Origin of the sequence: Streptomyces sp. 3N207 (genome assembly GCF_052246355.1) — a bacterium.
Classification (GTDB): Bacteria; Actinomycetota; Actinomycetes; order Streptomycetales; family Streptomycetaceae; genus Streptomyces.
Map to the genome: position 1 here is coordinate 142,434 of NZ_JBQQBV010000004.1, position 21,242 is coordinate 163,675.

General features: G+C 68.8%; 22 protein-coding genes. 10 read left to right on the plus strand and 12 right to left on the minus strand.

Translation table 11 applies throughout. The features are described 5' to 3' along the window. Positions 1-43 precede the first annotated feature (43 nt). Together ACTWP9_RS08360 and ACTWP9_RS08365 are read left to right on the plus strand one after the other, a co-directional pair. Positions 44-1,399 (plus strand): class I SAM-dependent RNA methyltransferase, encoded by a 1,356-nt coding sequence (locus ACTWP9_RS08360; RefSeq protein ID WP_443245363.1) that lies wholly within the window; start codon positions 44-46, stop codon positions 1,397-1,399. Between the two features lie 334 nt (positions 1,400-1,733). After that, the gene (locus ACTWP9_RS08365) at positions 1,734-2,345 is read left to right on the plus strand and encodes an MBL fold metallo-hydrolase (RefSeq protein WP_443245364.1); all 612 of its coding nucleotides are present in this window, start codon (positions 1,734-1,736) and stop codon (positions 2,343-2,345) included. A gap of 84 nt (positions 2,346-2,429) precedes the next feature. Here ACTWP9_RS08365 and ACTWP9_RS08370 read toward each other — a convergent pair whose 3' ends face one another. Then, the gene (locus ACTWP9_RS08370) at positions 2,430-2,582 is read right to left on the minus strand and encodes an FG-GAP repeat protein (protein ID WP_443245586.1); all 153 of its coding nucleotides are present in this window, start codon (positions 2,580-2,582) and stop codon (positions 2,430-2,432) included. Between the two features lie 198 nt (positions 2,583-2,780). On the opposite strand from ACTWP9_RS08370, the gene ACTWP9_RS08375 reads away from it, so the two are divergent. Beyond that, on the plus strand, positions 2,781-3,269 hold the full coding sequence (locus ACTWP9_RS08375; RefSeq protein WP_443245587.1) for a phospholipase: 489 nt from the start codon (positions 2,781-2,783) through the stop codon (positions 3,267-3,269). A 93-nt stretch (positions 3,270-3,362) separates the two neighbouring features. Here ACTWP9_RS08375 and ACTWP9_RS08380 read toward each other — a convergent pair whose 3' ends face one another. The 4 genes from ACTWP9_RS08380 to ACTWP9_RS08395 all read right to left on the minus strand — a co-directional run bounded on the left by ACTWP9_RS08380 (position 3,363) and on the right by ACTWP9_RS08395 (position 7,712). After that, positions 3,363-4,682, minus strand: coding sequence for a glycosyltransferase (locus ACTWP9_RS08380; RefSeq protein WP_443245365.1), 1,320 nt, complete (start codon positions 4,680-4,682; stop codon positions 3,363-3,365). Positions 4,683-4,708: 26 nt separating this feature from the next. Next, the gene (locus tag ACTWP9_RS08385) at positions 4,709-6,301 is read right to left on the minus strand and encodes a sensor histidine kinase (RefSeq protein WP_443245366.1); all 1,593 of its coding nucleotides are present in this window, start codon (positions 6,299-6,301) and stop codon (positions 4,709-4,711) included. A gap of 10 nt (positions 6,302-6,311) precedes the next feature. Next, positions 6,312-7,076, minus strand: coding sequence for a response regulator transcription factor (locus ACTWP9_RS08390; protein ID WP_443245367.1), 765 nt, complete (start codon positions 7,074-7,076; stop codon positions 6,312-6,314). Between the two features lie 87 nt (positions 7,077-7,163). Continuing rightward, entirely contained in the window at positions 7,164-7,712 is a 549-nt protein-coding gene (locus ACTWP9_RS08395) for a MarR family winged helix-turn-helix transcriptional regulator (RefSeq protein WP_443245368.1), read from the minus strand. A gap of 101 nt (positions 7,713-7,813) precedes the next feature. On the opposite strand from ACTWP9_RS08395, the gene ACTWP9_RS08400 reads away from it, so the two are divergent. After that, positions 7,814-9,448 carry an MFS transporter gene (locus ACTWP9_RS08400; RefSeq protein ID WP_443245369.1) on the plus strand — a complete coding sequence of 545 codons (1,635 nt, stop codon included), beginning with the start codon at positions 7,814-7,816 and terminating at the stop codon, positions 9,446-9,448. Between the two features lie 123 nt (positions 9,449-9,571). Here ACTWP9_RS08400 and ACTWP9_RS08405 read toward each other — a convergent pair whose 3' ends face one another. Further along, complete coding sequence (locus ACTWP9_RS08405) at positions 9,572-9,955, minus strand: hypothetical protein (protein ID WP_443245370.1); 384 nt, start codon at positions 9,953-9,955, stop codon at positions 9,572-9,574. Further along, a complete protein-coding gene (locus ACTWP9_RS08410; protein ID WP_443245371.1) occupies positions 9,952-10,296 on the minus strand; it encodes a hypothetical protein in 345 nt (114 codons plus the stop codon). Before ACTWP9_RS08410 ends, ACTWP9_RS08405 begins: the two co-directional genes overlap by 4 nt. Positions 10,297-10,480: 184 nt before the next feature. On the opposite strand from ACTWP9_RS08410, the gene ACTWP9_RS08415 reads away from it, so the two are divergent. The 6 genes from ACTWP9_RS08415 to ACTWP9_RS08440 all read left to right on the plus strand — a co-directional run bounded on the left by ACTWP9_RS08415 (position 10,481) and on the right by ACTWP9_RS08440 (position 17,101). After that, positions 10,481-11,323 (plus strand): helix-turn-helix domain-containing protein, encoded by an 843-nt coding sequence (locus ACTWP9_RS08415; protein WP_443245588.1) that lies wholly within the window; start codon positions 10,481-10,483, stop codon positions 11,321-11,323. Beyond that, positions 11,305-11,514, plus strand: a complete 210-nt coding sequence (locus ACTWP9_RS08420; protein WP_443245372.1) for a DUF397 domain-containing protein — start codon at positions 11,305-11,307, stop codon at positions 11,512-11,514. The genes ACTWP9_RS08415 and ACTWP9_RS08420 overlap by 19 nt, the downstream gene beginning before the upstream one ends. 296 nt (positions 11,515-11,810) lie before the next feature. Then, on the plus strand, positions 11,811-12,209 hold the full coding sequence (locus ACTWP9_RS08425; RefSeq protein WP_443245373.1) for a hypothetical protein: 399 nt from the start codon (positions 11,811-11,813) through the stop codon (positions 12,207-12,209). 264 nt (positions 12,210-12,473) lie between these two features. Continuing rightward, positions 12,474-12,803 carry a peptidase inhibitor family I36 protein gene (locus tag ACTWP9_RS08430; RefSeq protein WP_443245374.1) on the plus strand — a complete coding sequence of 110 codons (330 nt, stop codon included), beginning with the start codon at positions 12,474-12,476 and terminating at the stop codon, positions 12,801-12,803. 180 nt (positions 12,804-12,983) lie between these two features. After that, positions 12,984-14,867, plus strand: a complete 1,884-nt coding sequence (locus ACTWP9_RS08435; protein WP_443245375.1) for a DNA/RNA helicase domain-containing protein — start codon at positions 12,984-12,986, stop codon at positions 14,865-14,867. Positions 14,868-15,001: 134 nt separating this feature from the next. After that, a complete protein-coding gene (locus ACTWP9_RS08440; protein WP_443245589.1) occupies positions 15,002-17,101 on the plus strand; it encodes a DUF2075 domain-containing protein in 2,100 nt (699 codons plus the stop codon). 57 nt (positions 17,102-17,158) lie between these two features. On the opposite strand, the gene ACTWP9_RS08445 is transcribed toward ACTWP9_RS08440, so the two are convergent. From ACTWP9_RS08445 to ACTWP9_RS08465, 5 genes are all read right to left on the minus strand, one after another. Further along, positions 17,159-17,386 carry a DUF6408 family protein gene (locus ACTWP9_RS08445; protein WP_443245376.1) on the minus strand — a complete coding sequence of 76 codons (228 nt, stop codon included), beginning with the start codon at positions 17,384-17,386 and terminating at the stop codon, positions 17,159-17,161. Between the two features lie 112 nt (positions 17,387-17,498). After that, positions 17,499-18,302: a DUF1266 domain-containing protein gene (locus tag ACTWP9_RS08450; protein WP_443245377.1), complete on the minus strand. Its 804-nt coding sequence runs from the start codon at positions 18,300-18,302 to the stop codon at positions 17,499-17,501. A gap of 140 nt (positions 18,303-18,442) precedes the next feature. Next, entirely contained in the window at positions 18,443-19,069 is a 627-nt protein-coding gene (locus tag ACTWP9_RS08455; protein ID WP_443245590.1) for a hypothetical protein, read from the minus strand. Beyond that, positions 18,996-19,358 (minus strand): amino acid permease, encoded by a 363-nt coding sequence (locus tag ACTWP9_RS08460; protein ID WP_443245378.1) that lies wholly within the window; start codon positions 19,356-19,358, stop codon positions 18,996-18,998. Before ACTWP9_RS08460 ends, ACTWP9_RS08455 begins: the two co-directional genes overlap by 74 nt. 249 nt (positions 19,359-19,607) lie before the next feature. Then, positions 19,608-20,999: a diaminopimelate decarboxylase gene (locus ACTWP9_RS08465; RefSeq protein WP_443245379.1), complete on the minus strand. Its 1,392-nt coding sequence runs from the start codon at positions 20,997-20,999 to the stop codon at positions 19,608-19,610. Positions 21,000-21,242: the final 243 nt, after the last annotated feature.

Sequence of the window (21,242 nt, forward strand, 5' to 3'; positions counted from 1 at the left end):
CCCGGCCCCCGCACCGCCCCCATTTCTTTGGAGTCACCCCCTGATGCCCGAAGCCAGCGCGTCCGCCAGCGCGTCCGAAGAGCTCGCTCCCTCCCTGGTAGGGGAGGAGTACGAGGTCGAGGTCGGTCCGGTGGCGCACGGCGGCCACTGCGTCGCCCGCACGGAGAGCGGCCAGGTGCTCTTCGTACGGCACACGCTGCCCGGCGAGCGGGTGATCGCGCGGGTCACCGAGGGCCGCGCCGACTCCCGCTTCCTGCGGGCCGACGCGGTCGAGGTGCTGGAGCCCGCGAAGGACCGCATCGAGGCGCCCTGCCCGTTCTCCGGGCCCGGGCGCTGCGGCGGCTGCGACTGGCAGCACGTCAAGCCCGGCGCACAGCGTCGCCTCAAGGCGGAGGTGCTCACCGAACAGCTCCAGCGGCTGGCCGGGATGACCCCCGAGGACGTCTCCTGGGACGGCACCGTCGAGCCCGCACCCGGCGACAAGGTCGCTCCCGGCGAGGTCCCCGGCTGGCGCACCCGGGTGCGCTACACCATCGACGACGACGGCCACGCGGGGCTGCTCAAGCACCGTTCGCACGAGGTGCAGCGCATCGACCACTGCCTGATCGCCGCGCCCGGCGTCGACGAGCTGGGCATCGAGGACCGCGAGTGGCCGCAGATCGCCACGGTCGATGCCATCGCCGCAACCGGCTCCACCGACCGGCAGGTCGTCCTCACCCCCCGCCCCGGCGGCCGGCTCCCACTGGTGGAGCTGAATCGCGAGGTCTCCGTCCTCCGGGTCGGCGAGAAGGACCGCGCCGTGCACCGCGTGCACGGCCGCGACTTCGTCCGCGAGCGCGCGGACGGCCGCACCTGGCGGGTCGGTGAGGGCGGCTTCTGGCAGGTCCACCCGCAAGCCGCCGACGTCCTCGTCGACGCCGTGATGCGCGGTCTGACCCCGCGCAAGGGCGAGACGGCGCTCGATCTGTACTGCGGCGTCGGCCTGTTCGCCGGCGCGCTGGCCGACCGCATCGGCGAGAAGGGCGCGGTGCTCGGCATCGAGGCGGGCAAGCGGGCCGTGGCCGACGCCCGCAAGAACCTCCAGGACTTCCCGCGCGTCCGCATCGAACACGGCAGGGTCGAGAAGGTCCTCCCGCGCACCGGCATCACCGAGGCCGACCTGGTCGTCCTCGACCCACCCCGCACCGGCGCCGGCAAACATCTCGTCAACCACGTCGCCACCCTGGGCCCCCGCCGCATCGCCTACGTCGCCTGCGACCCGGCCGCCCTCGCCCGCGACCTCTCCTACTTCGCCACCGCCGGCTACCGCCCCCGCTTCCTCCGCGCCTTCGACCTCTTCCCGATGACGCACCATTTTGAGTGCGTGGCGATTCTGGAGCCGGTGGAGAAGGGTGCCTGACCTGCGGCTTTGCCGTTGCGGGTGAGGTGTGCTGCGGGCGTAGGGCCACGCCTACGAGGCGGTGGAGGAAGCCCGCTCCAAGCGGTGGCCTTCCCGCCGTCGTCGAGGAGGGTGCCGTCCATGTCGGTGACGCTCAGCCTGATGTTGGGGGAGGGGTTCGCGGGCGGGGGCACAAAGCCTGCATGAGGGTTGCCCCGCGCCGTCCGGCCGCCGAGCGGTTGGGACTGTGTCCGAGCGCAGTGGTGCGTACCGTGCTCCATCGTGTGCGGTGCCCTCTTGCTCTGTGGTGCCGACCGGCTGAGCGTGTGGGACGCCTGCCCCGATGGTGGGCAGCATGACCGCCAGGCTGCGGCTGACGCTGTTGGGGGTGGGGGCGATGAATTCACCCCGGTTCGCGCCGGCCGGTCTGCTGCTGCGCTACGGGAAGCTGCGGGTCGCGTTCGACGGCGGGCCCGGAGCCGAGCCGCCTGAGCGGCTGGACGCCTGGCTGGTCACCGATGAACGGGCAGAGCTGCGCTCAAAGCTGCGGCGTCTGGCCGCCGAGCGGGGCGTCGAACCGCATGCGGAGGGCCTGGCGCGGGGTGATCTGCGGATCACCTGTCTTCCCGTCGTGCACACCTCGCACGACGCATACGGCTACCGCATCGCGGCAGCCGGGCAGGTGGTGGTGTGGGCGCCGGAGTTCTGGGAGTTCCCCGCATGGGCCTCGGACGCGGATCTGATGTTCGCCGAGGCCGCCTCCTGGGAGCGACCCATCCGTTTCCGCGGCGGCGTCGGCGGTCACGCGGACGTCCACCAGGTCGCCGAGCAGGCCGCACGCCACCGAGTGCGGCGGCTGGTCTACGCCCACATCGGACGGCCAACCCTCCGTGCCATGGATGCCGGCCTGGTGCCCGACGCGGGTGAATGGGGCGTCGAGGGGCGGACCTACACCTTGACCGGATGAGACAGCACCACTCGCCGTACTCGGATGAGCTGTCGTTTCTCGGCTCAACCCGCAGGCGTCGCAGCCAACGCAGGAGGAGGGTGATCAGGCCGTGGCTGCGGTGAATTCGGGGTTGTTGACGACTATGTCGGGATGGTCGTCGCCGTTGACCTCGCCGACCGCCGGCCAATAGCCGAAGCTGGGGTTGTGCCCCTCGATGATCCGGAGGTCCCGCTTGTGGTTGAGCCTCGACTTGATGGTTGAGCGCCGACTTGGTGATTGAACGCAGACTTGGTGATTGAGCGTCCACTTTGTCTTCCTCCGAACGAGTGCTGCTCGATTGAGAGTTGAAGCATCTGTTCAGCGACGTGCGGTGGTGCCAAGCTTGGCGTGCCCCGGCGAACCCCACCTGGCCTGGGCGTCTCGGGCTCGCCTTCTTCGGAGGTCATCATGCGAATGCGCCGCCGTCATGCCGTCCCACTCTCCGCCGTCGCTCTGGCGCTTCCCGCCGTTCTCATCCCTGCGGGCTCGGCTTCGGCCGCGCCCGCCGACAAGTTGCAGGTCCTCAGCTCCTGGACGCAGACCAGCGCTTCCAGCTACAGCGCCTGGTACGCCGCCCGGCAGAACCAGGGGCAGTGGGCGGCCTACCAGTTCGACTGGTCGACGGACTACTGCAGTTCCTCGCCCGACAACCCGTTCGGCTTCCCGTTCCAGAACGCCTGCGCCCGCCACGACTTCGGATACCGCAACTACAAGGCGGTCGGCGCGTTCGACGCGAACAAGGCCCGTATCGACTCCGCGTTCTACGAAGACCTCAAGCGTGTGTGCAGCCGGTATTCCGGGGCGACCAAGACCGCCTGCAACTCGACGGCGTGGACGTATTACCACGCCGTCGACGTCTTCGGTCTGAAGGGCGCGGACAAGGCTGCCGCCAACGCCGCCTGATCCGCCGCAGCCCCGCCCCTTTCCCGCCGCAGCGGGGGACAGCCACCGGATTGATGTCCGGCGGTGCCGTTGCGGCGGGATGCGGCCGTTCGGCTATGCGTCCGGTGCCGTGTGCGAGTGCGTGGTGGTTGAGCGCGCAGTTCCCCGCGCCCCTTCGGGGCGCGGGGAGAAGACCCAAGCGCGGAAGAGCGCGAAGCGCAGCACCGTGGCGGCCAGGTTGGCGCAGATCAGGACGGCGAGCTCCGCGCCGTGGGGCGCGTCGTCGGCGGCGGTGTCCAGCGCGGCGAGCGAGCCGCTGGTCAGCGCCAGGCCGACGGCGAAGACGAGCAGACCCTGCGCCTGGTGGCGCACGGCGCGTTCACGGCCGCGTACTCCGAAGGTCAGCCGTCGGTTCGCGGCGGTGTTCCCCAGCGCCGACAGCAGCAGCGCCGGCGCGTTCGCGGCCTGCGCGCCCATGCCCTGCCGCAGCAGCGAGTAGAGCGCCAGATAGAGCAGGGTGCTCAACGCGCCGACCAGACAGAACCCGATGAGCTGGCGCGGCAGACCGCGGGGCACGTCGGCCAGGTGACGGTCGCGCGGATCGTCGCCGAACGGGCGCCGCAGCCGGTCGAGCGGCAGCGCGCCGCTCCCCAGCCCACGGCCGACCCGCCAGACGCCCTTGAGGTCGTCGGTCACCGTGCGCAGGATGTCCACCCGCGAGTCCGGATCGTCCACCCAGTCCACCGGCACTTCATGGATTCGCAGCCCGGCACGCTCCGCCAGGACCAGCAGCTCGGTGTCGAAGAACCAGCCGTTGTCCTGCACCAGGGGCAGCAGCCGGTCGGCCACCTCACCGCATACCGCCTTGAATCCGCACTGCGCGTCGGAGAACCGGGCGGCCAGTGAGCCGCGCAGCAGCAGGTTGTAGCCCCGCGAGAGAACCTCCCGCTTCGGGCCGCGTACGACCCGCGAGCCGGAGGCCAGCCGGGTGCCGGTGGCCACGTCCGAGTGCCCGGAGATCAGCGGCGCGACCAGCGGCAGCAGCGCGTTGAGGTCGGTGGACAGATCCACGTCCATGTAGGCGCGTACGGGCGCTTCGGAGGCGGCCCATACGGTCCGCAGCGCACGTCCCCGCCCCTTCTCCTCCAGGCGTACCAGCGATACGGACTCGAACTCCGCTGCCAGTTCGCGGGCGATCTCTTCGGTGCGGTCCCGGCTGGCGTTGTCCGCGATGGTGATGCGGAAGTCGTAGGGGAAGTGGCTGGTCAGAAAGGTGTGCAGCCGACGGACACAGGGCCCGAGGGCTGCTTCCTCGTTGAAGACGGGCACCACCACGTCCAGCACGGTCGTCCGCGTACGGGACGGCAGGTGGCGACGGGCCGGAAGGGCGGCCCCGTATCCGGAGCGATCGGTCAGATCGGTTTGTGCGCTCATGCCGCCGACCGTGGCGGGCGGGCCTGTCAGCCCGGTGTGGCCAGGCTGTGAGCCACCTGTGAGGTGCCGGATGCGACCGAACTCATCGGCAGGCGCACGGTGAAGACGGTGCGCCCCGGGCGGCTCGCGACATCGACCTCCCCCTCGTGGGCAGCCACGACGGCGGTCACGATGGCCAGTCCGAGCCCGGTGCTGCCGTGGTGCCGGGAGCGTGAGGCGTCGCCCCGCGCGAACCGTTCGAAGACCCGCCCCTGGACGTCCGCGGGGATACCGGGTCCGTCGTCCACGACCCGCACTTCCACCTCGCCGCCGTCGAGCGTCAGTTGGGCGCTGACCGTCGTCCCCGCCGGGGTGTGCGTACGGGCGTTCGCCAGGAGGTTGGCCAGCACCTGCCGCAGCCGGCCCTCGTCGCCCGTCACCAGCAGCGGCGAGGGGGGCAGCTCCAGGCGCCACACCTGCCGGGGACCGGCCACCCGGGCATCGCTGACCGCATCGACCACCAGCGCCGACATATCCACCGGGCGCCGCTCCAGCGGGCGCCCCGCGTCGAGCCGGGCCAGCAGCAGCAGGTCCTCCAACAGCGCGGTCATGCGTACGGCTTCGGACTCGATCCGTTCGAGTGCGTAGCCGCCCCGCTCGAAGAGCTTGGAGGTTCCAGCCGGATCCGCGTCAGCACCGGTCTGTCTGCGGCGTGACAGCTCCGCGTAGCCGCGGATCGAGGCCAGTGGGGTACGCAGTTCGTGGCTGGCGTCCGCGATGAACCGGCGCAGCCGCTGCTCGCTGTCGTGCCGTGCTGCCAGCGCCGAACCGACGTGCCCCAGCATCCGGTTGAGCGCCGCTCCGACCTGTCCGACTTCCGTCTCCGGGTCGGTGTCCCGCACCGGCACCCGTTCGCGCAGCCGCACCTCACCGCTGTGCAGCGGGAGTTCGGCGACGCGGGTTGCGGTGTGCGCCATCCGCCGCAGCGGCCGCAGCGCGACCCGTACGGACGCCGCTCCGGCGATCCCCGCACCCAGCAGCCCGGCACCGGCCACACACACCTCGACCACGATGAGGGTGCTGATCGTGTCGTCGACCGACGCGGTCGGCAGACCCACCAGCAGCGTGCCGTCCGCGACGGGTACGGAGGTCACCCGGTAGCTGCCCACCTGCGGCAGCTCCGCGGTGTGCGGCTGACCGTCCCGTGGCACCGAGGCGAGTGCGGCGGACTGTTCGGCTGTCAGGGGTTTGATACCGACCCCGGGCCGGTCGTCGACCGGCTTCTGCTGCACGCTGCGCGCGGCGGAGCTGAACGCGTCGCTGGATGCGCCGTCCTCCGAACTCTCGGCGAAGGCACCGATGGTCCCCACCGGTTGCCCGCCCACCCCCAGGAACCGCAGCTTCTCCAGCCCCGGCGGCCGCGGATGGCCGGGCGGCCCCGGCCCCGCGGCGCGAAAGGTGACGTCCTTCAGCTGGCTGTCGAGCTGTTGGTACAGATAGGTGTGCAGCGCGATCGTCGTGACCGTCCCGATCACCGCGGCCACCACCGCGATCATCGCGACGGCCGAGAACACCAGCCGGGCCCGCAGCGAGCGGCGCATCCGCAGCCGGCCGCGCAGCCAGGCGAAGAGGCCGGACATCTCCGCCTCCTCACTCCGCGGCCGGCTTGAGCAGATACCCCGCCCCGCGCCGCGTGTGGATCATCGCAGTACGCCCCGCGTCGATCTTCCGCCGCAGATACGAGATGTACAGCTCCACGACATTGCCCTGGCCGCCGAAGTCGTAGGACCAGACCCGGTCCAGGATCTGCGCCTTGCTCAGCACCCGCCGCGGATTGCGCATCAGATAGCGCAGCAGCTCGAACTCGGTGGCGGTCAGCTGGATCTCGGTGCCGCCGCGTGTCACCTCATGGGTGTCCTCGTCCAGGGTCAGATCACCGACCACCAGCAGCGACGAGGGCTGCCCGGCGGCGGTGGCACCGGCGCGCCGCAGCAGTCCGCGCAGCCGGGCGATCACCTCTTCCAGGCTGAACGGCTTGGTCACATAGTCGTCACCGCCCGCCGTCAGCCCGGCGATCCGGTCCTCCACCGCGTCCCGCGCGGTCAGGAACAGCACCGGAATGCCCGGGCTCACCGCATGCAGCCGCCTGAGCACGGTGAAGCCGTTGGCGTCGGGCAGCATCACATCCAGTACCACCGCGTCCGGCCGCCACTCCCGCGCGGTGCGCACCGCCGCCTCACCAGCGGCCTCCGCCCGCACCTGCCAGCCCTCGTACCGCAGGGCCATCGACAGCAGCTCCGTGAGCGACGGTTCGTCATCCACGACAAGGATGCGTACGGCGCTGCCGTCGGTCCGCCGCAACGGCTCCTGCCCCAGCGCCCCGGCACGCACCCCGGACACCGTTTTCTCGTCCATGCACGCCAGCCTGCCCGCCGAACCTGAGAGGAAGCTGTGAAGAACCTGACGGCCGGCTGAGAACCGCGGCCCCAGGTGAGAGGTGCTTCAGTCCTTCTGTGTGCCGGGGTGCGCGCCGGGCTCCAGCGCGTGGTACTCGTGCGCCAGCAGGGAGTCCATCGCCTTGCTCAGCTGGGTCACGAAGTCCTGGAACTCCTGGAGTTGGGCGGTGGTGTACCGGGACATCGCCGTCTGCATCCGTTCGGTGTACAGGCCGAAGAACTTCATCGCCTGCGGCCTGACCTCCGGACTGCTGCGCAGAGTGACGATCCGGCGGTCGGAGTGCTCCCGCTTCCGTACCACGTGTCCTGCCTTCTCCAGGCGGTTCAGCAGTGCTGTCGTCGCGCCGGAGGAGAGGCCGATCCGTTCGCTCAGCCGAGCGGGGGAGAGCGGGGCTCCCTGGTCCTCCGCGTACAGGATCTCGGCCAACGCCGCCGCGTCCGTGGAGTGCAGACCCAGCCAGGCCGCGAACCGCCGGGTGAACTCGGTGTAGTTCGCGCCGAAGGTCCGCAGGGCGTCGACGACCCGATAGGACGTGAGCTCCGCGTCCTCCGTCGCATGCTCTTCCGTCGCCTTCATCGCTTCCGTCGCTTCCATCGCTCGACTCCGCTTCCTGTCCGGTCCGGCACATCCTGCGTTGACAATGGTACGGCCATGAAATAACTTCACCGCGGAATTACTTCACTATGGAGGAAACGTTGACCGGTACCGCAACGGCCCCACCCACCACCCGTCAATGGCTCGGCCTGATCGCCGTGTCCTTGGGCGTCGCCCTGATCGTTGTGGACATCACGATCGTCAATGTGATCCTGGCGCCGATCATCGAGGACCTGGAGATGGACTCCGCCGGGGCCCAGTGGGTCCAGGAGTCCTACGCGATCTCCTTCGCTGCGCTCCTCCTGCTGACCGGCCGGCTGTCCGACGTCTTGGGCGCACGCAAGGTCTTCCTCGTCGGCCTGACAGTGTTCGCGCTGACCAGCCTGCTGGCGGCAGCCGCGCCGGACGGCGGCGTCCTGATCCTCGCCCGCTTTCTCCAGGGGGTGGGCGCCGCGGCGATCCTGCCCACCTCCCTCGCCCTGGTGAACGCCACCTTCACCGGCCGGGCCCGTGGGCAGGCTTTCGCTGTCTGGGGCTCCACCATCGGTGCCGCCGCGGCGCTCGGACCGCTGCTCGGCGGCCGGCTGGCGGACCTCTCCTGGCGCTGGGCCTTCGGCATCAACATTCCGCTCGTGGCCCTGATCCTCGTGGGCGTCCTCCGCCATCTCGACGCCTCGCCCCGGTCGCGGACCCGCATCGACGGGATCGGCGGCGTGCTGTCGGTCCTGGGGCTCGGCCTGCTCTCGTTCGCCCTGATCGAGGGGCGCACCTATGGCTGGCTGGAGACCATCGAGCCGCTCGATCTCGGCGCGTTCACCTGGAGTGCGAGCCCGTCACCCGTCTTCGTGGCCCTCGTCGTCTCCACCGTGGCCCTGGTGCTGTTCTGGCTCAAGCAGGCGGCGCTCGGAAGGGCGGAGATGGAGCCGCTGATGGATGTGCGGCTGTTCGCCATCCGCTCCTTCCGCAACGGAAACTTCGTGACCCTGCTGGTGGGCGTCGGCGAGTTCGGCATCATCGCTGTGCTGCCGCTCTGGTTGCAGTTCGCCCTCGGCTACAGCGCTTTCCAGGCGGGTCTGGCCCTCGTCGCCCTCGCGGCAGGCAGCTTCTTCGCCAGCGGTGCCGGCTTCTCGATGGCCGCCTCCGTACCGGCACTCCAGCAGGTACGCCTCGGCCTGGTGCTGGAGTCGGCCGGTCTGGTGCTGTTGGGGATCACCGCCTCGACGGACACCGCCTGGTGGCTCATCGCCGGCGCACTGTTCCTCTACGGCGTCGGCGTCGGATTCGCGACAGCCCAGGTCACCAACATCGTGCTCGCCGACGTACCGGCACCCAGCGCCGGACAGGCATCCGGCATCCAAAGCACCGCCCGCGAACTCGGATCGGCGCTCGGCATCGCCGTTCTGACCACCCTCTTCTTCACCACCCTCGCCACCGACCTCAAGAGCCGCCTCGACGGTACGGGCCTGGCCGACCGCAGTGCCGGGCAACTGAGCGACACGGTCACCCACAGCGCAGGCTCGGCCATACCCTCCCTCGCCGAGAACCCCCGCACCGCCCTCGTCGCCGACGCCGCCCGCGCCGCCATGGCACAGGGTCTGGAGCTGGCGAGCTACAGCTGCGCGGCCCTGCTCGTACTGGCCCTCGCGGCAACGCTCTTCGTCAGGGCGGACAAACCGCACAGGGCACCCGACCCGATTACGGAAATGGCGCCCGGCGGCTGCGCGGGAGAGCGCTGACTACGCGCCGGGCCTCGACGCCGACGGCCGCCGCCCGCGGGGCGCCCTGCGCCGGAGATGCGAGTGCGCCGAGCGGTCCTGCGGCAGCAGCTCGGCTGGGCGCGTTCTGTGGGGTCACGCCCGTCAGGGGGACCATAGGCGCGGAGGGGACACTTCCGGGTCGATTGCATTCGAAACTGGCACGCATTGCTGGCCCGGCGCCGGGATCGTCCCTCCGGACGGTGCACCGCTGATCCCGAGCTCCCGCCAACTGCGCGCATTCACCTCAGCAACGCGGGCGCTCAGCAGCTCGGCGTGGGTGAGGAGTTGGACGGCATCCGGGTCGGCCTCCCACGCCCGGCCGCCGGCCAGTGGCCGCAACTGGAGGTAGGGCCCCTCGCACCCCAGCACGATGCCGACCCGGCTGCGGACGGAGTCCCGCACGGCGGAGCCGACGACCGGTTCTGCGGGCGCGGTGCCGGCGGGTGGTCGTTGTGGCTGCGGCTCGGGGCCGTCGCCGTACGTCACCGGGCGGCGCCCCGCACGATCACCGCGGCCAGCGCGAAAGCGACCGAAGCCGAGCAGACGCCGAGGTGTACGAGGGCGTACCGGGCCGCGGTTGCCGAGACCGCCTCGGGTTCACCCTCGCCGCTGTCCTCGTGCTCTTCGACGGCGTCGCGCCACGGGGTGCGTACGTCCATCGCCGGGAGCTGGATGCCCGCGCGGGTCAGCGCCTCGGCGAGCGCGTCGCGGGCCTCCACCGCCTCGCGGATCTTCGCGGCCCCTGCCGGTGTCCTGCCCTCCGTCCAGCCCCGGACCTCGTTCCGTCGCGCGTCGTCGTCCCGGTCCGGGCGCTGTTGGCTCGTCATGGGAGTGCTCCTCATCTTTTAGTTCTGTTTATTGTGAGATTTCGCTGACCTGAGCGCAACGTGTGAACTACCGTGCGTGATGGTCGTGTTACGAGAATGCGGCCGGGCTGAGCTGCGTACACCGTGCACCGGCTGTGCTTCCCCGGTAGATCAGCGCATGTTCCACACCTTCCACGGAGGCACCATGCCGACGAGGCGAGCGATCACCGGCCGCAGCCGCGAACCACGCGCCCGGTTCGCGGAGGAACTGCGTCACCTACGGGCGCAGCGAGGGGAGAGTCTGCGCCAGCTCGGTGAACGGCTGGGCTGGGACTGGTCCCTGTTCGGAAAGATGGAGAGCGGAGAGACGCTGGGAGGGCCCGAGGTCGTCGAAGCCCTCGACCAGCACTACGGCACACCTGGACTGTTGCTGGCCCTGTGGGAGCTCGCCATCAACGACCAGACCCAGTTCCGCGAGCGCTACCGCCGCTACATGGAACTGGAGGCCAAGGCCACCAGCCTGTGGCACTTCGCGGTCAGCGTCCTGCCGGGCCTGCTCCAGACCCCGGGCTACGCGAGGGAGGTCCTCGCGGCCGGCGGACTGAAAGGCATGGAGCTCGAGCAGCAGGTCCAAGCCCGAATGAGCCGCCGCGCGTTGCTTGAGGGCGACGACGCCCCGCCGTTCCGCACCATCCTGTCGGAGGCGGTGCTGCGGACCCCGTTGCGGGATGCGGGGGAGTGGCGGGCGCAGTTGGAGTATGTGGGGGAGGTGATGGAGCGGGGGAATGTGACGGTGCAGGTGTTGCCGTTCAGTGCAGGGCTGCACGGCCTCGTCGGGACTGACATGTGGTTCCTGCGTCTTCCGGATGCGCGTACCGTTGCGTACAGCGAGAGCACCTACGGGGGCGATCTCATCGAGGAAAACGCGTCGGTTGAGCGCTTGCAACGTGCTTACGATGCGTTGCGCGACTTGGCGCTGTCCCCGGCTGAGTCGCGAAAATTCGTCCTGCGCATGTTGGAGGAAGTGCCTTGCCATCCCTCGACCTGAGCGCCGTAACCTGGCGCAAGAGCTCCTACAGCAACCCAGACGGTGGCGCATGTGTCGAGGTCTCCGACGACTTCGCCACGGCCGTCCCTGTCCGTGACAGCAAGGACCCGCACGGCCCTGTCCTCACGTTCGCGGCGTACGGCTGGTCGGCGTTCGTGACGGCCGTCAAGGACGGCGAGGTGAGCGCCTGACGCGCAGCACGTGCTACGGAGCGTGCGGTTGGTTGATCCGGGCCCCCTCATGTGACGTCGGCTCCCAAGGCCAGTTGTGGTCTTGGGAGCCGACGTCGCTGGGGGAACGTCAGGGTTCCGAATGTTCCAGCGAGTCGAGTCTGCGGGCGCTCGCACGTAAACGCTCCAGGCGCGTCCCCCACATATCTTCGGCCGTCCCCGAAACACCTTTCCTCCGCCGAGCGGCAGCGGGTTTCTTGGTCCAGTGCAGGACGACCTGCCACAACGCAGCATGGGAACAAGGGGGAAGAGCCGAGATGAGCAAGATCCGTATGGGCCTGGTGGCTGCCGCTCTGGGCACGGCCGCGTTCGCGATCCCGGCCGGGGGCGTACAGGCGCAGCCCGTTGCTCCGAAGGCCGCGCCGTCGGCCGTGGCCCGGGCCGGGGAGACCGGCGTGCAGGCGCCGACGTGCTGGGACAAGAAGATCAAGATTGAGGGTGGCACGCTCAAGTATGAGGAGTGCTCCTGGAACGGGAAGCGCAAGGTGACGGGCACGCTGAACGACACCAAGGGCAACGGCCGTTGCGCCCATGGCAAGGTCGTCTTCGTGCCGTCCGGCGTAACCGACAAGTACAAGGACTGCGGCGGCAAGGTCACCAAGATCTCGACCGGCTACTGGAACGCCGCCGACGCCAAGGTTTACCTGAGCGGCTGAGTAAGTTACCCGGCCGGGCCCTCATGACGAAACCGCCACGTCGGCCGTGAACCCGGCCCCTGCCCGACGCTGTTGGATCATCCGGGGTCCCACCAGGCACCACAAGCGTTGCGGACGCTCGGCAGGTGGAGACGCGGCCACCACCGGCAGCCCTCGGAATAACCAACAGCGTCCCAGCCAACTGGCGCGGGGACCGTTGCTGTACGCGGTTCCGGAGCTCTCCGCACGGGCGTACGGTGACGAACACCGGCGAACCGGAGGAGCGTGCGTGCTGATGAATCCCACCCAGCATCGTGCCCGCGCGGCTGGTACTGCGTGTGGGAGCAAAAGAATTGGCGCGGTGCGATGGCGAAGTGGAGCACCACCGCAGCGCACTGCGAGATCTCAGACTGGTGCTCGCACCGCATGATCTGCCGGTCGCCCCGGAAGCAGGGAGCGGGGGAGGCACGCAGCGTAGGCGGCGGCGAACTCACCCTGCCACTTGTCCAGCCAGGGCTGGAGTTCCAACAGCCCGGCCAGGAACGGGGCCCCTGCTCGATGGTCAGCTCCTCGTGGGCTGCCGATGTCGGCATCAAGGGCGTAGCTACCACGTAACCGCGGAGTGTGACATTCGCTTCTCTCCTCCACGGACAGCCACCCGCGACATGGCTGTGCTGCGCAGGTATCCTTGATCGCCTCGTCATTCGCGGCCCGCCGGGCTTCCGCTCCGCTCAGCTGGAGACACGGACATGCCCCCACCCGCACGAGTCTCGTCGTGCTGCCTGGGGGCATTTCTTGTTGTTCCGCGCGTCCGCCAAGACGGTTGCCGCCATGGCTCTTGACGGTTCGCTCTTCCTCCACCTGAACGAACAGTTCTTCCATAAACTCGGTCACCGCGCCGGGACTTCGGAGGCCCAGTCCTGGGAGCGGAGCATCCCCGTGCTTGCCGCCGCGCTGAACGACGCGGGTCTCGGCGATGTCGAGGTCCTCCTGGAGTACGCGCTGCCGCTGAACAGCAAGCGCGCCGACGCAGTGCTAGCCGGAAAGCACCCGGCCACCGGGGAGCCCTCCTACGTGGTGGTCGAGCTCAAACAGTGGGGGCAGGCGGAGCCGGACGAGGAAGACCCGGAGCTCTGCCACATCGACGCGTACGCCCGGCCGGTTCTCAACCCGATCGAGCAGGTCCGCAGGTACTGCCAGTACGTAGTCAACTTCAACGGTGCCGTGGCCGGACACGGGCATCGGGTGAGTGGCGCGGCCTATCTGCACAACGCCACCGAGTTCGGCGTCAGCGGTCTGCGCACCATCGAGGTCGACGACCAGGGTCAGCTGTTCACGGAAGAGCGCCGCGGCGAGTTCCTCGACTACCTCCGCTCCAAACTGAGCAATAAAGCGCCGGGCGCGCCCATGGGAGACGCGTTCCTCAGCGGGGAACAGGTCCCTTCCAAGCAGCTGATGTCCGTCGCGGCCCAGGAGGTACGCGAACGCGAGCAGTTCGTCCTCCTGGACGAGCAGCAGGTCGCCTACCGCATGGTGCTCAACGCCGTTCGCAAGGCCAAGCAGGCCGACCACAAGGAAGTCGTGATCGTCACCGGTGGCCCCGGAACGGGCAAGAGCGTGATCGCGCTCTCGCTCCTCGGTGAGCTCTACCGGCAAGGCGTCCCAGCGCTGCACGCCACCGGTTCGCAGGCATTCACCAAGACGATGCGCAAGGTTGCGGGCTCCCGGAAGCGAGACGTGCAGGACCTCTTCAAGTACTTCAACAGCTTCATGGACGCGGAGAAGAACTCCCTCGATGTCCTGATCTGCGACGAGGCACACCGCATTCGCGAGACTTCGGCCAACCGCTACACCCCGGCCGCACTTCGCACCGGCAAGGCACAGGTGGAAGAGCTGATCGACGCCGCTCGTGTTCCTGTCTTCCTCCTCGACCAACACCAGGTGGTGAGACCTGGTGAGATGGGCAGAGTGCCCGAGATCCAGGCCACCGCTGAGAAGCGGGGCCTCGCCTGCACCGTCGTGCCCCTGGACAGTCAGTTCCGCTGCGGCGGCAGCGATGCCTACCTGCGGTGGGTTGTGCGGCTCCTCGGACTGGAGTCGGGCGGGCCTGTCGGCTGGGAGCCGGACGACAGGATGGACCTGCGGATCGCGGAGAGCCCGGAGGAAATGGAGCGGTTCCTGGACGACTGCCGTGCTCAGGGGTACGGAGCCCGTATATCAGCCGGTTTCTGCTGGAAGTGGTCGAAAGAGCCGAAGCCAGGAGACCCGCTCCCTGCTGACGTGGTGATCGGCGACTGGGCACGCCCATGGAACCTGAAGGGTGATCGCGGCCTGTCCGGTGCGCCACCGTCCGCACTCTGGGCCACCGACGCCGCTGGTTTCGGTCAGATCGGCTGCGTCTACACGGCCCAGGGGTTCGAGTACGACTGGTCGGGCGTCATCATCGGACCCGATCTGGTCTGGCGCGGCGACCGATGGATCACAGACCGCACGGCGTCCAAGGACCCGGCCTTCAAGAAGTCCACTTCCGACGACGACGTCGACCGGCTCATCCGCAACACTTACAAGGTCCTGCTGACGCGCGGCATGGTCGGCACTGTGGTGTATTCGACCGATCCGGAGACGCAGGCGAAGCTCCGCGAACTGGTAGGCGTTCAGCGGGAGGTTGCCGTCGGCTGAGCCGGCCGCTCCTGCGCCGAACCGCGGTCATTCACTAGGATCGTTCGGAACAGTTGCGGCCCGACGGGCTTCCAGCAGGACATGCCCCCACCCGCACGAGTCACTCGTGCCCTGGGGGAGATCCGTTCGTGTCCATGCTCCTGCTGAAGCTTTCTGCGGAAGACCTGCTCACGCTGGACAAACGGCACCGTATGGTGCCTCATCTGGCAGAGAGGTGGAAGCACTTCCGTGAAACGAGCGCCTCTCTCGGGGAGCGGACCGCATGGGCGGAAAGCCTCGTGGAACTGGCCGACACCATGGTGGAAGCGGGCCGGGGGCACGTTGAAATGGTCGTCGAGTGCGCGGCCACCGTCGGCGGGGATCCGAAGGAGGCCCACATCATCGATGTGGTGCTGGTCGGAAGGCACCCTGAGACGCACGGCCTCTCTGTACAGCTTGTCGAGCTGAAGCGCTGGTCGACCGTGACCCAGGTTGAGGCCGCAACAGCGGATAAGGTCTATGTACCGGGCATGTCCAAGGCGAAGAAGCACCCTGCCCTTCAACTGGCCACGAGCTTCGGGCTGTTCGCCGGTGAGTCCGGACCACTCCACGAGTTGACTTTCGAGTGCAGCGGTTTCACCTACCTTCATAACGCGACCGAGGAATCGGTCCAGCCGCTGCTCGGCATCAACGCGCCGACGGGAGCCTACTCCTCCGTCTATACGCGGGACCGGCGCGACCAGCTGATGAAGGACCTGCGGAAACACTTCGGGGAGGACAGCGGGCATTCGCACGCCGAGACCCTGCTCAGCAGGATGGGCCTGTGGAATACGCCCCTTCTCGACGCCATGATCATGTCGCGGGGTGAGGACACTGTCTTCACTCTCCGGCGTGAGCAGCGGAAGGTGGCGGATCACGTCAAGGAAAGGGCTGTCAAGGTCCTTGATGAGCCCACCTCAAATGTAGAGCGTGCCGTGTTCATAGTCACTGGTGGCGCGGGCACAGGGAAAAGCGCCATCGGACTCCAGCTCAAGGTGGAGTTTGAGGCAGAGGGCCGAGAGGTCCGCTACGCGAGCGGATCCAGGGCCTTCAACGGAGCAATGCAGGACCACGTGGGTTACGGAGATCGGGAATTCAAGGAGAGCTTCACCTACTTCAGTAGCTTTGTGACTCCTCCGGAAGAGCCCCTGGACGTCCTCATCTGCGATGAGGCTCACCGGCTGCGGGAGCGCTCCGAGAACCACCGCCTACCGGCGGAGAAACAGGGCACGAAGCCACAGGTCGATGAATTGCTGGACGCCTCTCGTGTGACCGTGTTCTTCCTTGATGAGGGACAGTCGGTACGGCCCAACGAGGTCGGTACGGTGAAACTGATCAGGGAAGCCGCTGAACGGCGCGGGGTCCCTGCCATTCCTTTCGACCTCAGAGACCAGTATCGATGCGGTGGAAGCGACGCCTATGTGCGCTGGGTCCAAAACCTCCTCGGCCTGAACGACAAAGAACCCGGAGAGTGGGTTCCCGACGGATTGATGCACGTCGAGGTCGTCGACTCGCCCGAAGAAATGGAGCGGATCATTCACCATGAGTCCCATGCGGGCGCTTCCGCTCGTATGGTCGCCGGATTCTGCTGGCCATGGACCGATCCGCAGGGGCCGGAGAAGCGCCTCGTATCCGATGTGCGCATCGGAGATTGGCACCGCCCTTGGAACGCTGACAGTGACAGTTCCTGCGAGAACGGCACCGTGCCTCCATCCAAGATCTGGTCCGTGCACGAAGCAGGCATTGGCCAGATCGGCTGTGTATACACAGCGCAAGGGCTCGAATGGGACTGGTGCGGCGTCATCATGGGCGACGACATGGTGTGGCGCGGTGACCGTTGGGTGTTCCAGCGAGGGAAGTGGAGCAAAGACAAGGAAACGGGGGTCAAGCGCGTCGCCGTACAGGGCTCGCTGGACGACAAGGTCCGGAGCAAGAAGCTGCCCGACGACAAGTTCAGCGAATGTGTGCGCAACGCCTACCACGTGCTGTTGACCCGTGCCAGCCGCGCGACGGTGCTCTACTCAACGGACGAGGAGACGCGCGCGTACCTGAAAGAGCTGGTTGGCGACGTGCAGATTCATGGCCTACGACCGTCCTGGGAGAACCTGCCTTCTGCACTGCGTGTTCCGCATCAGAAGCGCCCCGAGCGTGGTGGTGCCCGGAGTAGACGCAAGAAGAAGTCCGCCGCGCAAGAGCCGATGCTTCCACTGTTCTGAGGGCCCGAGGGCGTGGAAAAGAACGTGGCGGGCTCGCCGGACCCGCCACGTGTCGCCTCAGAAGAAGAGGCGGGACGCTACCGCTGCCAGCGCCGTCGCCAAGAGATTGGTGACGGTCTTGGTAGCGATGTCGAGCAGGACCTTACGGATCCATACACGACGCGCAGATACGTACTTGGCTCGGTCCATTCGTACCACTCCACGGGGGTGAGTTACGGAATGGCAGAGCGGGGTTGCCCTACCGGGCATCCGCAGTGGTGCCGTACTCGAAGCACGGCCGGCCATTCGCTCCTCACGCTCAGTGCAGGGACGCTGAACTCAGAGCCTCGTACCCTCCGGGAAGGTGCGCAGCGCAAGGATCCTATCCCCATACGGGAGTTGAAGCGGTCTTCGGACATCAGTCGTGCAGGGCAACCTCCCTCCACGGGCTGTCCCCGCGGGAGGTCAGCAGGTGGTGGGAGGTGCGGACCTCGCGGTACCAGGGGCCGAAGGTGTCCTCGTCGAAGTGGAGGCAGCGGCCGAGAACGTAGCTGAGGGAGAAGTCGGTCCAGGTGTCGTATTCCTCCGCTGCTGCGGTGCCGATGGCGCGGAGCGCTTGGCGGGCCTCGCCGGGGTGGGCGAAGCCGGCGTCGACGCCCCAGCAGGCCATGTTGGCGGCGCGGCCCAGGTCCCAGGCGAGGGTGCGGCGTACGCAGGTGTGCGGGGGGAGGAGACCGTCCTCGCGGAAGCGGGCCTCGTAGCGGGGGACGCGGGTGATGACCTGGCCTACGGCGGTGGCCGTGCTGCGCAGTTCGGGATGGTGGGGGCCGAACCGGTCCACCAGAAGGCGGCCGATCGCGTCGTTCCACGCTTGCTCGTAGACCGGGGCGCCGTCCTGCCGTACGAGGAGGGCGGCCCGGGCGCCCATGGCCATGTCCCACAGCGGGGTGGAGATCTGGCCATCGAGGAGCTGCTGCCCCATCTCGTGCCACTGTTCGGGTGTGATGACGCCCCACATCGCCTTGAGCCGGGCGCGTTCCCACTTGGGGGCGGGGTGCGGGGCGGCGACGGTGTTCCAGGGGGCGCCGTTGGCGTACTTAAGATGCGCACCGCAGGCGAGCCCCCGGAGCACCGCCGAGTCCGTCTCGCCGCCGCTGCGGGCCGACCGGAGCCGGTTGCCCACCCAGGGGAAGATCGGCGACTTGCGAAGAAAAGCGAACACACTCAGCCCCCGTGCGAAACGGGCCCTTGCGGAAACGGACCTCTGCTTCCAAGAACAGGCGGGATCCTATCCGGGCTGGTCACCGGCAAGGTCAGCCGCCCGCGGGGTCGGCCGGTCCACGCGTTCCATGCCGCTCGCCCTCACGTTTGCCTTCCCGTTAGCGAGCTGCTGCCAGCGCCGTCACCCGGCGCCGTACGGCGTATCAGCCTGCCCACAGCGCGGTTGCGATCAGCGGCAGGCACGCCACCGTCCACGTGCCGATGTCCCCGTCGGAGGCCATCAGCACCACGACGAGCAGCAGGAAGGCGAGCTGTAGCGCTCCAGGGCAGCAACAGGACGAGCAGCAGCACGGAGCCCACATAGAAGACGACGCTGCGCCAGGAGACCGAGTTGATGGCCTTAGGGACGACCGTGCGGGGGGGGCTTCGTCTCGCCTGCCGTGATGCCGACCATCTCGATCGCCGCGTAGGAGAAAACCACGCCCTGTACGACCACAGGGCCGCCACAAAGCCGTGCGGCAGCATCCCGCCGTGGTCAGTGATCAGTTGCGGCCCGCCGGCCTGGCCCCGCACCGGGTGGCGGCTCGCCAACAGCCAGCAGCCGACGGCGAGGAACGCGGTGATCGCGGCGACCTTGATGAGCGCGAACCAGAACTCGAACTCGCCGAACCAGCGAACTGAAACAGATTCGCACTCAGCACCACCAACATGCGAACAGGGCCAGCGTCCACTGCGGGACAGCGCGCAGGGCGCTCCAGTAGTGCAGATAGACGGCCACCGCGGTGATCTCCGCGATGCCGCTGCAGATCCAGTGCAGGAAGTACGCCCAGGCCGCGACGGAGGCGGCCTTCTCGCCGCCCAGCAACTCCCGCGAGTAGGAGACGAACGAGCCGGACGTCGGCTGGTGCATCACCAACTGGCCCATGGCGCGGGCGATGAAGAAGGCGAACAGGCCGGTGACCGCGAAGACCACGACCAGGGACGGCCCTGCGGAGTGCAGCCGCTCACCGGCGCCGAGGAACAGGCCCGTGCCGATCGCGCCGCCCACGGCGATCATCTGTACCTGTCTGTTGCGCAGGCCCGACGCATAGCCGTCCTCGCACCAGCGGCCCCCCGGTGCGTGTGGGGGCGGGTGCGGGGCGTACGGGGGGCTCGGCGGTCACCCCCGTCCCCACGGGTGTCGGCTCGGTCCCCGCGGGTGTCGGCTCCGTGCGCCATGGGTTCGTCTTCTCCGTGGATCGGGGCACACCGAAGCCCCGGCACGCCGAACTGCGCACTGGGGGTGTGGGTGTGCCTGGTGGACAGGTCAGGAGGAGCGTGTGTCTCCGGCGGTCAGCGCGCCGCTCTGTGCGGCGCCACTGTCCGCCAGTACCTCCTCGATCCGCTGCGCCGGCCGTACCAGCGAGAAGCGGATACGGCCGTCAGGGGTGCGCCGGAATCCGTGTACGGCGGGTCTGGGCAGGCTGTTGTACTGGAAGGGCGTGGAGAAGTAGTAGGCGCCGGTGTCCCACAGGGCCACCACATCGCCGGGTGCCAGTTCGGGCAGTGACCTCTCACGCGCCATCAGGTCCCCGGCGAAGCAGCACGGCCCGGCCACGTCCTGCACCACTTCCGGTGCGCCCTTGGGCGCGCCCTGGGCGTCGAAGGCGCCCACCCGCAGCGGCCATGACTCGGGCGCGAACGCCGTACGGGTCGCCACGTGCGCGCCCGCGTGGGTGACGGCGATCCGTCGGCCGCCGGCGGTCTTGGTGTACTCCACCAGGGCAGCGATGAAGCCCTGTTTGGCAAGCAGCGACCGGCCGAACTCGGTGACGACGGTGTACCGCCCGTCGAACAGCCCCGGCACGGTACGGCGCAGCAGCTGGGCGTACGTGTCGAAGGACGGCTCGGTCTCGTCACCGGCGAAGTTCACCGGAAGGCCGCCACCGATGTCGAGGGTGTCGATCTGCTGTCTGCCCGCCTCGCGGTTGATCCGCTCGGCCAGCTCGAAGACGACGCGTACCGACTCGGCCATCAGCTCCAGCGGTACGCCCTGCGAGCCGGTGTGGGAGTGCAGCCGGGTCAGCCAGGGGCGGGCCAGACAGCTGTCGACGACCCACTGTTCGACGCCCTCGTCGCGCAGCGCCACCCCGAACTTCGAGGTGGCCGTCGCGGTGCTCATCGCGCCGATGGAGCCGGTGCCCACCTGGGGGTTGATCCGCAGGCCGACCGGTGCGCCGGGGCCCTGCCCGGCGGCGGCGCGCTCGGCGGCGGTGCGCCCGGCGACCAGCGCGTCGAGGCGGGCCAGCTCCTGTGCGTTGTCGGCGTTGACCGCGACGCCGGTCTCCAACGCGTCGCGCAGCTCGCCCACGGTCTTGGCGGGGGAGTCGAAAACGGTCCGTGCGGCCGGGACGCCCGCCGCTCGGGCCAGCGCCAGCTCACCCGCGCTCGCCACCTCGCAGCCGATCCCCTCGGCGGCCAGCAGCTCCAGTACGGGCACCAGCGCGCCTGCCTTGACGGCGAAGGTGTGGAGGACGGGGGAGGGGCCGGCGAACGCGGCGTGCAACTGCCGGGCACTCTCCCGGATGCCTTGCACGTCCAGCAGGGCGACGACCGGAGCCTCCGGGCCGAGCAGCCCCTCGCGGACTGCTGCGACGATCGCGTCCTGTCTGCGTGCCACAGCATCCAGTTGTCTGCGTGCCACAGCGTCCAGCTCCACGTGCGGCTCCCTTCTCGTGCGGCGGTCCAGCGGAACGGGACCGTAGAAACCGTCCACTCTGCGCTGTCGGCGTGTGCCCTGTCTGCGGCGGAAGGGCCGAAGCTGCGGCCGATGGGATGGGGTCCGGCACAACAGGCCGGTGGTGTGCGGACGGCGTTGTCCTGTTGCACCACACCGTAGGCGGGGCAGTGATGTCGGAGCGTGCGGGGGTGCGACGGGGTGGGGCCAGGCATGGCTCAGGTG

Excerpts from the sequence above, each read along its gene's own strand:
- ACTWP9_RS08360 (WP_443245363.1), top strand. The coding sequence starts at position 44 with ATGCCCGAAGCCAGCGCGTCCGCCAGCGCGTCCGAAGAGCTCGCTCCC.
- ACTWP9_RS08365 (WP_443245364.1), top strand. The coding sequence starts at position 1,734 with ATGACCGCCAGGCTGCGGCTGACGCTGTTGGGGGTGGGGGCGATGAAT.
- ACTWP9_RS08375 (WP_443245587.1), top strand. The coding sequence starts at position 2,781 with ATGCGCCGCCGTCATGCCGTCCCACTCTCCGCCGTCGCTCTGGCGCTT.
- ACTWP9_RS08380 (WP_443245365.1), bottom strand. The coding sequence starts at position 4,682 with ATGAGCGCACAAACCGATCTGACCGATCGCTCCGGATACGGGGCCGCC.
- ACTWP9_RS08385 (WP_443245366.1), bottom strand. The coding sequence starts at position 6,301 with ATGTCCGGCCTCTTCGCCTGGCTGCGCGGCCGGCTGCGGATGCGCCGC.
- ACTWP9_RS08390 (WP_443245367.1), bottom strand. The coding sequence starts at position 7,076 with ATGGACGAGAAAACGGTGTCCGGGGTGCGTGCCGGGGCGCTGGGGCAG.
- ACTWP9_RS08395 (WP_443245368.1), bottom strand. The coding sequence starts at position 7,712 with ATGGAAGCGACGGAAGCGATGAAGGCGACGGAAGAGCATGCGACGGAG.
- ACTWP9_RS08410 (WP_443245371.1), bottom strand. The coding sequence starts at position 10,296 with ATGACGAGCCAACAGCGCCCGGACCGGGACGACGACGCGCGACGGAAC.
- ACTWP9_RS08415 (WP_443245588.1), top strand. The coding sequence starts at position 10,481 with ATGCCGACGAGGCGAGCGATCACCGGCCGCAGCCGCGAACCACGCGCC.
- ACTWP9_RS08425 (WP_443245373.1), top strand. The coding sequence starts at position 11,811 with ATGAGCAAGATCCGTATGGGCCTGGTGGCTGCCGCTCTGGGCACGGCC.
- ACTWP9_RS08440 (WP_443245589.1), top strand. The coding sequence starts at position 15,002 with ATGCTCCTGCTGAAGCTTTCTGCGGAAGACCTGCTCACGCTGGACAAA.
- ACTWP9_RS08445 (WP_443245376.1), bottom strand. The coding sequence starts at position 17,386 with ATGGCCGGCCGTGCTTCGAGTACGGCACCACTGCGGATGCCCGGTAGG.
- ACTWP9_RS08460 (WP_443245378.1), bottom strand. The coding sequence starts at position 19,358 with ATGATCGCCGTGGGCGGCGCGATCGGCACGGGCCTGTTCCTCGGCGCC.